The sequence below is a fragment of the Roseburia sp. AF22-2LB genome, assembly GCF_003461125.1.
GTDB lineage: Bacteria > Bacillota > Clostridia > Lachnospirales > Lachnospiraceae > Roseburia_C > Roseburia_C amylophila.
On the sequence record NZ_QTWM01000001.1, the window covers coordinates 358922 to 374175 of the forward strand.

Below are 15254 nucleotides of genomic sequence, written 5' to 3' on the forward strand. Positions count from 1 at the left end.
GCAGGGTAAAGTATGAGTATATCGATGGATAATATTCCGGCATTGCTGAATACAACTTCATCACAGGCAAGTGACAGTTCCAATGGACTGGAGAAGACATTGAATTCAGATTTATCAGGTGCAACGGATGACGAACTGATGGATGTCTGCAAGGAATTTGAGGCATATTTCTTAGAACAGGTTTATAAGGAAATGAAGAAAACCATTCCGGAGAACGAAGACCAGGATGCCAGTATGAGTCAGATGACGGATTATTTTGAAGACGAGATGATACAGAAGCTGGCAAGCCAGTCAGTAGAACAGAGTGGCGGAAGTAACAGTCTGGCACAGCAGCTGTATGAGCAGATGAAGCGTAATTATAATATGGAATAGAATTTAAAAAAGACGATAAAAGGGGCTGTCATATGATGACAGCCTTCTCTTACTTTACAGGAAATTGCTTTCCTGTAAAGTAAAAAATGCTCCGCAAGGATGCACACTGCGGCGTATAAGGCAGATGTCGCAAGCGACCGCCGCAGGCGCAAGACTGTGCCAAGGCACATTCTTTATTCTGTTGGAAAGGAAAGACGATGGAGACGATAACCGGTTATGTAGATCATATCATATATCGAAATGCTGACAATGGCTATACGGTACTGGTGCTGGTTTGCGAAGAAGAAGAGATTACCTGCGTGGGAATCTTTTCGGGAATCAGTGAAGGAGAGAATATCGAAGTGACCGGTGAATATACGGCACATCCGACCTATGGAAAGCAGTTTAAAGCTGAAAGTTATGTGGAGAAAGAACCGACAGATGAACTGTCCATTGAACGTTATCTTGGCTCTGGAGCAATTAAAGGGATTGGTGCGGCACTTGCAGCAAGAATTGTAAGAAGATTTAAAGGCGATACCTTCCGGATTATCGAAGAAGAACCGGAGCGGTTAGCAGAAGTGAAAGGAATCAGTGAACGGAAAGCAATGGAAATATCAGACCAGGTCTCTGAAAAACGAGATCTGCGTCAGGCAATGATATTTTTGCAGCAGTATGGCATTACACTGAATCTTGCGGTGAAAATCTATAAAGAATACGGACAGGAAGTATACGGCATCATTCAGGAGAATCCATATCGTCTGGCGGATGATATCAGTGGTGTGGGATTTCGGATTGCAGATGAAATTGCTAAGAAAGTCGGTATTCATACAGATTCTGATTTTCGAATCCGAAGCGGTATATTGTATACACTTTTACAGGCATCCGGGGAGGGTCATACCTTTCTGCCGGAGGAAGAACTGACAAAGCGGGCAGGAGAACTTCTGGGTGTAACAGAAGAAGCAATCGAAAAGCAGTATATGGATTTGTCGATAGAGCGGAAAATCATTATGAAACAGGAGGGTGAACAGGTTCAGATTTATGGCGCACCACTCTATTATACGGAAGTAAATACAGCCATGATGCTTAAGAATCTGGATATTGCCTATGATGTGTCAGATGCAGAGATTGCCCAGCGAATCCATAAGATTGAGAAGCAGACCGGCATGGAACTGGATGAACACCAGAAAGAGGCTGTTTCGGAGGCAGTAAGAAACGGACTTCTGGTAATCACCGGTGGACCAGGAACTGGTAAGACGACGACAATTAACAGTATTATCAAATATTTTGAACTGGAAGGCCTGGACATTTTCCTGGCAGCACCTACCGGAAGAGCTGCAAAGCGAATGAGCGAAATGACCGGATATGAAGCTAAAACCATACACCGGATGCTGGAATTAAACGGTGGAATGGAAGGAGCGGTAGGATTCGAACGAAATGAAAGTAATCCACTGGAAACGGATGTTGTAATTATCGATGAGATGTCTATGGTGGATATCAGCCTGATGCAGTCCCTTCTGAAGGCAATGGTAGCCGGAACAAGACTGATTCTGGTAGGAGACGTAAACCAGCTTCCGAGCGTAGGACCGGGAAGCGTATTAAAGGATATTATCGACAGCGGACAGTTCCATGTGGTACAGCTTACCAAGATTTTTCGACAGGCATCCCAGAGTGATATCATTGTCAATGCCCATAAAATCAACCGGGGAGAAGAAGTAGTGTTAGATAACAAGAGCATGGATTTCTTTTTCCTGAAACGATATGATGCAGATGTGATTATCAATGTGGTACTGCAGCTGATTATGCAGAAACTGCCTAAATTTGTAAATGCACAGCCTTATGATATACAGGTGCTGACTCCGATGAAAAAAGGAAATCTGGGCGTAGAACGACTGAACAGTATCTTGCAGCAATATTTAAATCCTCCTGCTCCGGATAAGAAAGAAAAAGAGTATGGCGATAAAGTGTTCCGCGAAGGGGACAAGGTCATGCAGATAAAAAATAATTATCAGCTGGAGTGGGAGGTCTTGAGTAAATATGGATTTGCCATTGACCGTGGAACCGGTGTGTTTAATGGGGATACGGGAATTATCCGTGAAATCAATGATTATAAAGAGACAATGACCGTGGTCTATGATGAAGACAAGGTGGTAGAGTACTCCTTTAAAATATTAGAGGAACTGGAACTGGCATATGCCATTACAATACATAAATCCCAGGGTAGTGAATATCCGGCAGTTGTAATTCCGCTTCTTGGGGGGCCGAGAATGCTGATGAACAGGAACCTTTTGTATACAGCGGTAACCCGGGCAAGAAAGTGTGTAACACTTGTGGGAAATGAAATGTGCTTCTATGAGATGGAACAGAATATTACAGAGCAGACCAGATACAGCGGTCTGCGGGCAAGACTGGAAGAAAATGTGTAGAGGTGGTTGACTGTGCAGGCATGCGGAACCTTCCACCGACCGCTTCTTACGGGTGTCTGGAAAGAAAGAAAAACCAGCCGAAATTCTGTATTTTGCAGAATTCCGGCTGGTTTTTGCGTGTTTGACAACTTGCAAAGCAAGTCATTTGTCAATTTTCGTTTAAAAACCGGCAGATACCAATTACTTGGATAATAAAGCTTTGTCATTGGCAAATTCTTCGCCACTGATTTCTTCAAATTTCTCTAATAAATCTTCTACGGTAAGATTCTTTTTCTCTTCTCCGGAAATATCTAAGATAACCTGACCTTCATTCATCATAATCAGACGGTTGCCATGAACAATTGCATCACGCATGTTGTGTGTTACCATCAGAGTGGTAAGGTTCTGCTCTGCAACTATTTTATCCGAAAGAGTAAGAACCTTTGCAGCAGTCTTTGGATCCAAAGCAGCGGTGTGCTCATCTAAGAGAAGCAGCTTTGGACGGTTTAAAGTAGCCATAAGAAGAGTCAGTGCCTGACGCTGACCACCGGAAAGCAGTCCGACTTTAGAGGTAAGACGGTTCTCAAGTCCTAAATCCAGCTCTTTTAACAATTCTTTGTAATGTGCTCTTTCTGCCTTGGTAATACCGCTTCCAAGACCTCTGCTTTTGCCACGACGGGCAGCGAGGGCAAGATTCTCATCGATTCCCATGGTAGCAGCGGTTCCCATCATAGGGTCCTGGAATACGCGTCCTAAGAAACTGGCACGTCTGTGCTCGGACATTCTTGTAACATCTACGTCATCAATAGAAATGGAACCTTCATCTACAAGAAAGACTCCTGCAATGGCATTTAATAAAGTGGATTTTCCGGCACCATTTCCACCGATGACAGTAACGAAATCACCTTCGTTTAAAGTAAGGGTAGTGCTGTTAAGAGCGGTTTTTTCGTTAATGGTTCCCGGATTAAATGTTTTGTAAATATGATCAACTTTAAGCATTGGTTTTGGCTCCTTTCTTTACTGGTTTTGTAAAATATTTCTTCTTCCAGTAAGGAACTGCAAGGAAGAAAGCAACCACAAGTGCAGATAACAGCTTTAAGTAGTTGGTATCAAGACCAAGCCAGATAACAATCTGAAGTACAGCGTAGTAAATAACAGCACCGATAGCGACAGATAAAAGCTTCAACGCAAAGTTGTGGAAAATCTTTTCGAACAATACAGTACCGATAATAACGGCAGCAAGACCGATTACGATAGCACCACGTCCTGCATTGACATCAGCAAATCCCTGATACTGTGAGTAAAGAGCGCTGGCAAGACCAACAAGACCGTTGGAAATCATTAAACCGATTACGGTATTGAAATTTGTGTTGATACCCTGGGCACGGCTCATATTCGGGTTGCATCCGGTAGCACGGATAGAACAGCCTCTTGCAGTTCCGAAGAACCAGTACAGGATAGCTATAATGGCGATGACAAAGATAGCAACGATAAATATGGTGTTTTTATAAAAAGCCACATTTTTTACATATCGTAAAGATACAATTAAATCGTATTTGTCAGCGCTGATTGCCTGGTTGGATTTGCCGCCAAGAATCTTTAAGTTAATGGAGTATAATCCAAGCTGGGTTAAAATACCTGCAAGGATTACCGGAATTCCCATTTTTGTATGGAAGATTCCGGTAATTAATCCTGCCAGCATACCGGATATGGTAGCGGCAAGGATTGCTACCCAGATATTCTGTCCAGAAGCAATCAGAGTAACACAGACAGCACCGCCAAGACTCATGGTTCCATCCACGGTTAAGTCTGCCACATCCTGTATTTTAAAAGTGATGTATACACCGATTGCCATAATACCCCAGATTAATCCCTGGGCTACAGCACCGGGCATAGCGTTTAATAAATCAGCAATTTGCAATTCCACAATAAGTTCCTCCGGTTTCTAAATAAATAATTCAAAAGTAAAAATTACTCAGACATGTCTAAAGCTTCGTAATCGTCTGGAACAGTGATGCCAAGCTTCTCGCAGATGTCAGGGTTGTACTGTTTGGTAACTGCTGGAGCAAATTCAACTTCCATAGTGGATGGGTCTGCACCATTTACTAAGATTTCGTATGCCATTTTACCTGTCTGATATCCAAGGTCATAGTAGCTGATGGATAAGGTAGCAACACCACATCCTTTGCAGATACCGGCTTCCCCTGCAATAATTGGAACACCGGCTTCACCTGCAATGTTATTGATGACTTCTGTATTAGAAGCGGCAGTGTTGTCGGTAGGAACGTAAAGAACATCGTTTTCATTTACAGCACTCTGGACAACACTTGCAATATCGTTGGAATCAACGAAAGAATATGCAGTACAGGTGTAATTTAATTTTTCTAATTCTTCTTTGATAACATCAATCTGATACTGTGAGTTTGCTTCTGCGGAGCAGTAAAGCAGTCCGACATTTTTAGCGTCCGGGAATAATTCATTTAACATAGCTGCCTGCTCGGACAGAGGAGCTAAGTCAGAAGTTCCTGAAATGTTACGTCCTGTTGTGCCTGACCAGCCGGAAATGTCAAGAGCGGTTGCGTAATCTGTTACGGAAGTTCCAAGAATAGGAATATCTGTAGTTGCAGCAGCTGCAGACTGAAGAGGAGCAGTTGCATTTGCAAGAATCAGGTCTTCATTTTTGGAAACGAAGGAGTTGACGATAGTTGCACATGTGGCAGAATCACCCTGGGCGTTCTGCTCGTCAAAAACAACGTCATCACCTAATTTCTCGGTAAGATAGTCTTTGAATCCTTTTGTTGCAGCATCTAATGCCTCATGCTGTACGAGCTGACAGATACCAACGGTGTACTTTGCGTTGGATGAACTTTTCTCTGTAGCGTCAGCGTTTTGGGTATCTCCTGCTTTGGAGCCACAGGCGGTCATGCTGAGCGCAAGAACTGCTGCAACTGAAAGAGAGAGAAATTTCTTCATTTTTTTCATAATAATTTCCTCCTGAAATATGTAATGTTTTTTTGATTTAACGCGTTCGTGCGTCTGTGCGTTTATGCATTAAAGCGTTAATTCGAATAGACTAATTATAATAAGTAGAGAAAAATAAGTCAATAAATTAAATCCTATTTTTATCAGGAAAAATTAAGAGAATGTTAATGTTTTTGTAAAAGGGACTGTGCTAATATGTGCAAAGAGAGTTTTGGAAAGGAAATAATGAATATACTGGATATTATATTCCCAAGAAGATGCCCGCTGTGTGATGAGGTGATACCGCCGGATGGGGAAATCTGCCCGGAGTGCATCGGAAAGGCAGAACTGGTGCAGGAACCGGTCTGTAAACGGTGCGGAAAACCCATTGGGAATGCCAGGAAGGAATATTGTGGTGACTGTGACCGGAAAAAACATTTTTTTGATTCGGGAAAGGCAGTATTTGTTTATCAGGGGGCAGTGCAACACTCGCTGTATCGTTTTAAATATGCCAATCGGCGTGAATATGCAGCTTTTTATGGAAAAATGGCATGTATACAGTATGCCCGGTGGATTTCAGGACTGGGGATAGATGCAATCATACCGGTTCCGCTGCATCGGAAACGCAGGAGGGAGAGAGGGTATAATCAGGCAGAACTCTTTGCAAAGGAAATAGGAAAACGTACCGGAATTCCGGTAGAAACGAAATTGCTATATCGGTGTATAAATACCAGACCCCAGAAGGAACTTAATGACCAGGAACGCAAGAAAAATCTGAAAAAGGCTTTTACAATCGCACAAAATATAGTACAATTAAGAAAAGTTCTGCTTGTAGATGACATTTACACAACTGGAAGTACCGTGGATGCAGCAGCAGAATGTTTGAAGGTATCAGGAATACAAGAGGTTTATGTGCTTTGCATTAGCATTGGCAGGGGACATTAGGAGGAGAAAGAATGGACGTAAGAAACTGCAAAGGATGCGGAAGATTATTTAATTATTATGGGGGCGTACCGTTATGTAAAGCCTGCAAAGATAAACTGGAAGAGAAGTTCCAGGAGGTAAAAGAATATTTGCGGCAGAACCCGAATACTCCGATACAGGTTGTATCGGAAGATAATGATGTTTCTGTAAAACAGATTAAACAGTGGGTGCGTGAAGAAAGACTTGTCTTTTCAGAAGATTCACCACTTGGTCTGGAATGTGAAGGCTGTGGAACAATTATCAAAACAGGACGTTTCTGTGAAAAATGCAAACGTAAAATGGAAACGGACTTCCAGAGTGTAATAAAGAAAAAACCGGTGGAGCCTCAGTTGGATAAGAGACCGAAGGAAAGAGATAAGATGAGATATCTGTAACTGTAGATTAAGAACTGCCGCAGTGACTGGTGGCAGTTTTTTCTTTTCAGAAGATAATATCTATGTTATACTAAAGAGAGTTTGTTTAGGAGCAGAGTATGATTAGTAAAGAACGCGTCAGACATATGACAAAGCTGTCAGAATTCGAAAATGAAGAAAGTAAAGCCTGCCAGAAAGCAACACAGTATTTTAGAAGAGATTATGTTGCCATGGAGTTGATAAAAAGCTTTTTTGCCGGAACCATTGCGTTCGGACTTCTTTTTGTGCTGTGGCTTTTTTACGACATGGAGAATCTGGTAAAGAAAATTAATGATATGGATATGATTGGATTTGGCATCCGGATTGTAATGGTGTATCTGGTATTTCTGGCTGCTTATCTGCTTATTACTTATATTATCTATAATCGCAGATATACAAAGGGGAGAAGACAGGTAAAGGAGTATTATAACAGACTGAAGAGGGTGAGCAGTCTGTATCGTGAGGAAGAAAATATATCTAATACGGATGACTGGGAGGTTTAGAATGACGGGTTTACTCGAACTGAAGGAGCGGTTAATCCGCTTTTTTGGAAAAAATGAAATATATGTTGTGCCGGTACTTAAGTTTATTCTGGCAACAGTGGTATTTCTGCTGATCAATCAAAATATTGGCTATATGACCAGACTGGCTGGACTTCCGGTAACACTGGTACTGGCACTGTTATGTGCGGTGCTTCCGGTCAATGCTATCCTGTTGTTTGCGTTCATTCTGATTGCTGCACATTTATTTGCACTGTCTATGGATGTATGCGTGGTAGGACTGATTCTTATGCTGGTTATCGCACTGCTGTATTTACGGTTTTCACCAAAAGATGGTTATTATGCAGTGCTGACACCGATAACATTTACATTACATATCCCGTATATTATGCCAATTTCAGCAGGATTGTTACGGACACCGGCATCTGCTGCATCTATTGTGAGCGGAACTGTGATGTTTTATTTCCTGAAGGGAATAAAGGAAAATGAGGCAGTATTAAGTGCAGTGGAAGAGGACAGCAATGCGGCTTCAAAAATGGTGGTAGCAATCAACCAGCTGCTGGGTAATAAGGAAATGTATCTGGTACTGGCAACTTTTATTGTGATTTTACTTGTGGTTTATGTAGTGCGCCGCCTGTCCATAGATCATGCATGGACAGTGGCGTCACTGGCTGGCATTCTGATTGGACTTACTGTGCTGATCAGCGGTTTTGTAATGCTGGGCATCAAGGGACGAATCGTCTGGATTATTGTAGGAAGCGTAATTTCTACGGTGATTGCATTGATACAGCAGTTCCTGTTCTTTAACCTGGATTATAGCAGGACAGAACGGGTACAGTTTGAGGATGATGAATATTACTATTATGTAAAAGCGGTACCGAAGATTTATGTTACAACCAAGGAGAAAAAGGTAAAACGTATCGCAGCCAAGGATGAGGAAAAAGAACGTATTTCCCGCAAAGCATTGGCAGAGGAAATGGATATAGACGAAGATTTGCTGAAATAAGACAGAGAGGAAGTGGAACAGGTGCAGTCATTTTTGACAGTGTTGGAAAATTTTAAAGAAAATTATCTGGCGTGGGTAAGCGTTTTGAACATTACGGTATCAAAGACTGATATTGTAGAAATGCTTATTATTGCGTTCCTGTTTTATCACGTCCTGAAATGGATTAAGGATACACGAGCATGGATGCTGTTAAAAGGAATTCTTGTGATTTTAGCGTTTGTACTTGTGGCAGCAATCTTCCAGATGAATACAATTCTCTGGATAGCAGAGAAGACGATTAATGTAGCGATTATTGCAATCGTTGTTATCTTCCAGCCGGAGCTCCGGAAAGCACTGGAAGAATTGGGGCGAAAGAAATTTATTTCATCCCTCTTTTCTTTTGATTTTGGAAAAAACGGAGTGGAACGTTTCAATGACCATACGATTGGAGAACTGGTAAAGGCAAGCTATGAGATGGGTAAGGTGAAGACCGGAGCCCTGATTGTAGTGGAAAATGAAATTATGCTGACAGAATACGAAAGAACCGGTATTGCACTGGATTCCCTGGTATCAAGCCAGCTTCTGATTAATATATTTGAAAAGAACACTCCGTTACATGACGGAGCTATTATTGTACGTGGGGACAGAGTTGTCTCTGCTACCTGTTATCTGCCACTGTCTGACAGCCTGGAACTGAGCAAGGAACTGGGAACCAGACATCGTGCAGCAGTTGGAATTAGTGAAGTGAGTGATTCTCTTACAATTGTGGTATCAGAGGAAACCGGAAAGGTTTCTATTGCGATGGGTGGACAGCTGTACCGTAATGTGGATGCGGAGTTTCTGCGCAGCAAACTGAAATTTCTCCAGAGCAGCAATATCGAACCAAGGCGCTTCCAATTACTGAAGAGGAGGTTACGCAATGTTAAAAAAGCTGACAAAACTGGTGACAAATAATTTTGGACTGAAGGTTGCAGCATTATTCTTCTCTGTTGTGCTGTGGCTCGTTGTTGTCAACATTGATGATCCGACACAGGCGAAGAACTTTACCACGTCTATTACGATAACCAATTCGGATTATATGACACAGCAGGGCAAATACTTTGAAGCAAAGGACAGTAATCTACAGGTAACCTTTAAGGTTTCTACTGTGCGTTCTGTTATGAAGAACTTGAGCAATACTGACTTCCGGGCAGTAGCAGATATGGAAAATGTTGAGCAGGTAGACGGTGTATACCGGGTACCGATTGAGATAACTGCAACACGATATGCGTCTGCGGTGAACTTCCAGGGCAAAACACAGTATATGGAAGTAAATGTAGAAGATCTGATGCTGTCACAGTTTTCTATTAAGGCAAAAACAGTAGGAGATACAGCTGAGAATTATGCGGTGGGAGATGTGCGGGTATCTCCGAACATCTTAAAAGTAACCGGACCGGAATCGGTGGTGAATCAGATTGATCATGTAGAAGCAACTATTGATGTAACAGGTGCATCCGCAGACTTGACGGATAGTGTAGTCCCGGTTGTATATAATGCAAACGGTGAGGCGGTAGATACCTCAAAGCTGAATTTTAATATTGATAAAGTGACAATTTCGGCTACGATACTTAATATCCGTAACCTTTCAGTAGAAATTGAACCGAGTGGAACGGTTGCAGATGGATTTGTATGCACCGGAGTGACGATTAATCCGAATAAGATAGCGATAAAGGGAACACCGGAAGCACTGAACGCAGCCGGAAGTATTGTGATTCCGTCAGACCAGCTGGATATCAGCAATGCAACTGGCAATGTAGTGAAGACAATTAACATTTCTTCTTATCTGCCGGATGATGTAGAGGTGGTCGATACTGACAATCTGAATGTTGAAGTAACCGCAGTGGTGGAGCAGATTGTATCAGAATCTTATAGCATACCGGTTGAAAACATTGCAATTCAGAATCTGAAAGAGGGTTATGAAGCAGTCTTTGCAGAGCGTACAGTTACAATAACCTTAAAGGGACTGCGGAATGATCTGGATAAACTTATGGCAGACAGCATTAAGGGAAATGTAAATGCAGCAGGGCTGGCAGAAGGTAATCATACCGTAACAGTTACCCTGGAGCTGGATGACAGCTTATATTCCGTAAATGGAACACAGTCTGCAGTGATAACCATAACAAAGAAATCAGAAGACACATCAGATACTACAAATACTGGAAATGACAATGGAACCCATACGGGTTCGAATGGTGGTACAGAAACGGGAACGGGCAGTACCAATGGAAATAATACGAATAATGGAAATTCGGAGGAAGATTAGAAAATGAGCAGAATGTTTGGAACAGATGGTGTAAGAGGTGTTGCAGGAGCGGAGCTGACTATTGAACTGGCAACAAAGCTTGGGCAGGCAGGTGCCTATGTGCTGACGAAAGAGCAGGAACATCAGCCGACATTAATTGTAGGATGTGATACAAGAATTTCAGGTGGAATGCTTGCCAATGCACTGATGGCAGGAATCTGTTCTGTAGGAGCCAATGCAATCTATGCAGGGGTAATGCCGACACCGGCGATTGCCTATCTGACCAGAAAACATAAAGTAGATGCAGGCGTTGTGATTTCCGCATCCCATAATCCGATGGAATTTAACGGAATCAAATTCTTTAATGGAGACGGATATAAGCTTTCTGATGCGTTGGAGGATGAAATCGAAGAGCTGATCCACAATAATATGAAAGATGTTGTACTGCCGATTGGATCCGGTGTGGGAAGAATTGACTATCGTTTTGATTTGCGTGATGAATATGTGAAATTTATGAAGAAATGTGTGCCGGTTGATTTGACCGGTATGAAGATTGTGATAGACTGTGCAGAGGGTGCATCCTACTATACATCGGTTAAGACATTAAAAGACCTGGGTGCAGATCTGGTTGCTATCCATACGAAGCCCGATGGAACCAATATCAATGCCAACTGCGGTTCCACCCATATGGAAGAACTTCAGGCAAGGGTTGTTTATGAAAAAGCAGACGTTGGCCTTGCATTTGATGGCGATGCTGACCGTATGCTTGCGGTAGATGAAAAAGGTAACCTGGTGGATGGCGACCAGCTTATGGCAATCTGTGGATGCCATATGAAGAAAAAAGGAACTTTAAAGAAAAATACCATTGTAGTAACCGTTATGACCAATCTTGGTTTCAGTCTGATGGGAGAGCGGGAAGGCATCCATGTAGAGAAAACCAAGGTCGGAGACAGATATGTCCTTGAAAATATGCTGGAGAATGGCTATAATATCGGGGGTGAGCAGTCCGGACATATTATATTCTTAGATGATAATACAACCGGTGACGGACTTCTTTCCGGACTTCATTTATTACAGGTAATGAAGGAAACCGGCAGGAAATTATCTGAGCTGGCAGAGGTGATGGAAGTATTGCCGCAGGCACTTGTAAATGCCAAAGTGCCGAATCACAAGAAAGAAAAATTCATGGAATATACTGAGATTGCAGAGGCAATCAAGGCATTGGAAGAGAAATTCAATGGGGAAGGAAGAGTGCTGATTCGTCCATCCGGAACCGAGCCGCTGATAAGAGTTATGATTGAGGGAAAGAACCAGAGCGAGATTGAAGAAGAAGCACAGAAGCTGGCTGAATTAATTACCAACACAATGCTGTAATCAGGAGGGGAATAGAAATGGTAAGTCAGAAAGTTAAAATAAAGAATCCAACAGGATTACATTTGCGTCCGGCAGGAATACTCTGCAAGGAAGCAATGCAGTATAAATCATTAGTAACATTTCATTATCGCGGAAATACCGCTAATGCCAAAAGTGTTTTAAGTGTACTGGGTGCGTGCATCAAATTTGGAGATGAAATCGAATTTGTCTGCGAAGGTGATGATGAGGACGAAGCATTAAAGGCAATGGTAGAAGCCGTAGAAAGTGGATTAGGAGAATAAAAGATGAAAAAAATACTGGTAACTGGATGTAATGGACAGTTAGGAAGAGCAATTCGCAAGGAATATGCAGCAAGTGATGTGGAATTTATCAATACAGATGTAGTAGAGGGAGAAGGTGTTGTATCTCTTGATATTACTGATGTAGATGCAGTGCTGAAGCTGGTACGTGCAGAGAAACCGGATGTTATCATCAACTGCGCCGCACATACCAATGTAGACAAGTGTGAGGAACAGTGGGATCTTGCATATAAGATTAATGCAATCGGACCAAGAAACTTAAGTATTGCAGCAACCGAAGCAGATGCAAAAATGATTCATGTATCTACGGATTATGTTTTTGAAGGAAATGGGACAAGACCATACACAGAGTTTGATGCACCAAATCCGGTAAGTGCTTATGGAAAGACTAAGTTAGAGGGTGAAAACTTTGTAAAGGAATTTGCAAAGAAACATTTTATCTTAAGAACAGCATGGCTTTATGGGGATGGAAAGAACTTTGTCAAGACAATGCTGGCATTGGCAGAGAACCATGATGAATTAAATGTAGTCTGTGACCAGGTGGGAACACCTACCAGCGCAGTGGAATTAGCAAAAATGATTCATTATCTGGAAGGCACAGAGAATTATGGAACCTTCCATGCAACCTGTGAAGGAGATACCAACTGGGCAGATTTTGCAGAAGCAATCTTCAAAAGAGCAGGAAAGAATGTAAAAGTAAATCATGTAACCAGTAAGCAGTACAAAGAGATGAATCCGGCATCCGCTAACAGACCGGCATACTCTATCTTGGAGGATTATATGATTAAGCTTACCAGTGACTTTGTAATGGCAGACTGGCAGGATGCACTGGATGTCTATATGAAAGAACTGTTGGGATAATAGGTGAAAAAATGGAACCATTAGTAAGCGTATGTATTCCGGCATATAATAATGCGGAATACATTAAAGATACGATTGATTCAATTCTAAATCAGACATATCAGAATATAGAGCTTGTAATTGTGGATGATAATTCAAAAGATAATACTTATGAACTGATTCAGGAAATCGGGGATGAGAGGATTAAGCTTTATCATAATGATAAGAATCTTGGAATGTCAGGAAACTGGAACCGCTGTCTTTCCTTATGCACCGGTAAATATGCAAAGCTTGTCTGTGCAGACGATATATTATCACCGGATGCATTGAAAAGAGAAGTAGAAGCTTTAGAGGCAAATCCTACAGCAGTGATTGCAGAAAGTGATACTAAGCTGATTGATTTGAATGGAAAAGGGAAAGGCTTTTATAAACGCTATAAGAAGAGCGGACTGGTAGATGGAAAAGAAATCTGCCGGAAGGGCTTCTTTTCACAGGATTATTTCGGAGCACCACAGGCAAATACTTTCCGGAGAGATGTGGCAGAGAAAATCGGAGGATTTGATACAGATTATACCTATATCTTAGACTATGATTTCTTTGTTTCCATGGCGTGTGAAGGCGATGTTTATATCATACACGAACCACTGAATTTCTTCCGGGTACGGAAAGGTTCAAATACCGGAGAAGTTATGGGGGGCAACAAGGAAAAAACAAAAGTATATGTAGCGGAACATCTGCATTTACTGGAGAAAAACAAAGAACGCTTGAAACTGACACCGAAAGATATCAGACGCAGTGTTATGATTCGCAAGTTCCGCTGTTTTGCGGCATCTGTATATCTGAAACTGTTTGTGCATAAATAAGCGAGAGGGGACTAAAATGGATAAAATTGCAGTATTGATTCCCTGCTATAACGAGAGTAAAACAATCGTAAAGGTAGTAGAGGATTTTAAACGGGTAATTCCGGAAGCTGTTATTTATGTATATGATAATAATTCCAATGATGGAACGGACGAGCTCGCAAGAAGTGCCGGTGCGGTCGTACGTTATGAATATCAGCAGGGAAAAGGAAATGTTATTCGAAGAATGTTCCGTGAAATTGATGCGGAATGTTATATCATGACAGATGGAGATGATACCTATCCGGCAGAATCAGCACCGGAGATGATAAAACAGGTGCTAGAGCATGGAGCAGACATGGTAGTAGGAGACAGACTTTCTTCTACTTATTTCCAGGAAAATACCAGACCATTCCACAATTTTGGTAATTCCCTGGTGCGTAAATCTATCAATCTTTTCTTCCGCACGGATATTAAAGATATTATGACAGGTTATCGAGCGTTCAGTTATCAGTTTGTAAAATCATTCCCGGTATTATCCAAGGGATTTGAAATTGAAACAGAAATGAGCATTCATGCAGCAGATAAGAATATGCAGGTAGACAATGTGATTATTGAGTACCGTGACAGACCGGAGGGAAGTGTATCCAAGCTGAATACCTATTCAGATGGATTTAAGGTACTGCGTACCATTGCAAGACTGTACCGGACCTATAAGCCAATGTCATTCTTTGGCATTATTGCATTTATACTGGCTGCTCTTGGAGTTGGTTTCCTGATACCGGTATTGGTAGTATATGCAAAGACCGGAATGGTGCCGAACTTCCCGACTTTATTTGCTTGCTGTTTTACGATATTGGCAGCAACCCAGGCATTCTTCTCGGGACTTATCCTGCAGACCATTGGACAGAAGAATCGGCAGGATTTTGAAATGGAACTGCAGGCAATCGAAGAGAGAAAGAAAAAACTGGATAAAGAATAGAACTGTTAAATTATGTACAAAAATGTGCACAAACTTCTAAAAAGTTGACAAACAAATGAAGACT

Annotated in this window: 16 protein-coding genes; 13 read left to right on the forward strand and 3 right to left on the reverse strand. The window is 41.8% G+C overall.

The annotated features are described in order from the left end of the window. The first annotated feature begins 12 nt into the window (after nucleotides 1-12). A complete protein-coding gene (locus tag DWX96_RS01595) occupies nucleotides 13-372 on the forward strand; it encodes a rod-binding protein (RefSeq protein WP_118056516.1) in 360 nt (119 codons plus the stop codon). Nucleotides 373-569: 197 nt separating this feature from the next. Further along, a complete protein-coding gene (recD2, locus tag DWX96_RS01600; RefSeq protein ID WP_117946354.1) occupies nucleotides 570-2774 on the forward strand; it encodes an SF1B family DNA helicase RecD2 in 2205 nt (734 codons plus the stop codon). Nucleotides 2775-2954: 180 nt separating this feature from the next. Here the strand turns inward: recD2 and DWX96_RS01605 are convergent, their stop codons facing one another. From DWX96_RS01605 to DWX96_RS01615, 3 genes are read right to left on the reverse strand one after another with little or no spacing between them, the layout of a single operon-like run. After that, nucleotides 2955-3752 carry an ABC transporter ATP-binding protein gene (locus DWX96_RS01605; protein ID WP_118056515.1) on the reverse strand — a complete coding sequence of 266 codons (798 nt, stop codon included), beginning with the start codon at nucleotides 3750-3752 and terminating at the stop codon, nucleotides 2955-2957. Beyond that, nucleotides 3745-4674 carry an ABC transporter permease gene (locus DWX96_RS01610; RefSeq protein ID WP_117698468.1) on the reverse strand — a complete coding sequence of 310 codons (930 nt, stop codon included), beginning with the start codon at nucleotides 4672-4674 and terminating at the stop codon, nucleotides 3745-3747. The genes DWX96_RS01605 and DWX96_RS01610 overlap by 8 nt, the downstream gene beginning before the upstream one ends. Nucleotides 4675-4724: 50 nt before the next feature. Further along, on the reverse strand, nucleotides 4725-5735 hold the full coding sequence (locus DWX96_RS01615) for an ABC transporter substrate-binding protein (RefSeq protein WP_330415642.1): 1011 nt from the start codon (nucleotides 5733-5735) through the stop codon (nucleotides 4725-4727). A gap of 225 nt (nucleotides 5736-5960) precedes the next feature. Here DWX96_RS01615 and DWX96_RS01620 point away from each other — a divergent pair, with 225 nt between their 5' ends. The 11 genes from DWX96_RS01620 (at nucleotide 5961) to DWX96_RS01670 (ending at nucleotide 15190) form a co-directional block, all read left to right on the forward strand. Beyond that, nucleotides 5961-6659, forward strand: coding sequence for a ComF family protein (locus DWX96_RS01620; protein ID WP_242988681.1), 699 nt, complete (start codon nucleotides 5961-5963; stop codon nucleotides 6657-6659). 11 nt (nucleotides 6660-6670) lie between these two features. Then, entirely contained in the window at nucleotides 6671-7072 is a 402-nt protein-coding gene (locus DWX96_RS01625; protein ID WP_117698439.1) for a flagellar protein, read from the forward strand. Nucleotides 7073-7170: 98 nt separating this feature from the next. Continuing rightward, nucleotides 7171-7593 (forward strand): hypothetical protein, encoded by a 423-nt coding sequence (locus tag DWX96_RS01630; RefSeq protein WP_117842149.1) that lies wholly within the window; start codon nucleotides 7171-7173, stop codon nucleotides 7591-7593. 1 nt (nucleotide 7594) lies between these two features. Then, nucleotides 7595-8596 carry a hypothetical protein gene (locus DWX96_RS01635; RefSeq protein ID WP_117698437.1) on the forward strand — a complete coding sequence of 334 codons (1002 nt, stop codon included), beginning with the start codon at nucleotides 7595-7597 and terminating at the stop codon, nucleotides 8594-8596. Nucleotides 8597-8617: 21 nt separating this feature from the next. Continuing rightward, nucleotides 8618-9529: a diadenylate cyclase CdaA gene (gene cdaA / locus DWX96_RS01640; protein ID WP_330416121.1), complete on the forward strand. Its 912-nt coding sequence runs from the start codon at nucleotides 8618-8620 to the stop codon at nucleotides 9527-9529. Then, nucleotides 9495-10877, forward strand: coding sequence for a CdaR family protein (locus tag DWX96_RS01645; RefSeq protein WP_118056512.1), 1383 nt, complete (start codon nucleotides 9495-9497; stop codon nucleotides 10875-10877). Before cdaA ends, DWX96_RS01645 begins: the two co-directional genes overlap by 35 nt. Before the next feature lie 3 nt (nucleotides 10878-10880). Next, a complete protein-coding gene (gene glmM, locus DWX96_RS01650; protein ID WP_118056511.1) occupies nucleotides 10881-12230 on the forward strand; it encodes a phosphoglucosamine mutase in 1350 nt (449 codons plus the stop codon). A gap of 17 nt (nucleotides 12231-12247) precedes the next feature. Beyond that, on the forward strand, nucleotides 12248-12511 hold the full coding sequence (locus tag DWX96_RS01655) for an HPr family phosphocarrier protein (RefSeq protein ID WP_022244507.1): 264 nt from the start codon (nucleotides 12248-12250) through the stop codon (nucleotides 12509-12511). A gap of 3 nt (nucleotides 12512-12514) precedes the next feature. Continuing rightward, entirely contained in the window at nucleotides 12515-13390 is an 876-nt protein-coding gene (gene rfbD, locus DWX96_RS01660) for a dTDP-4-dehydrorhamnose reductase (RefSeq protein ID WP_022244506.1), read from the forward strand. Nucleotides 13391-13401: 11 nt separating this feature from the next. Then, nucleotides 13402-14232, forward strand: a complete 831-nt coding sequence (locus tag DWX96_RS01665) for a glycosyltransferase family 2 protein (RefSeq protein WP_118056510.1) — start codon at nucleotides 13402-13404, stop codon at nucleotides 14230-14232. Between the two features lie 16 nt (nucleotides 14233-14248). Continuing rightward, nucleotides 14249-15190: a glycosyltransferase family 2 protein gene (locus DWX96_RS01670; RefSeq protein ID WP_117842154.1), complete on the forward strand. Its 942-nt coding sequence runs from the start codon at nucleotides 14249-14251 to the stop codon at nucleotides 15188-15190. Nucleotides 15191-15254: the final 64 nt, after the last annotated feature.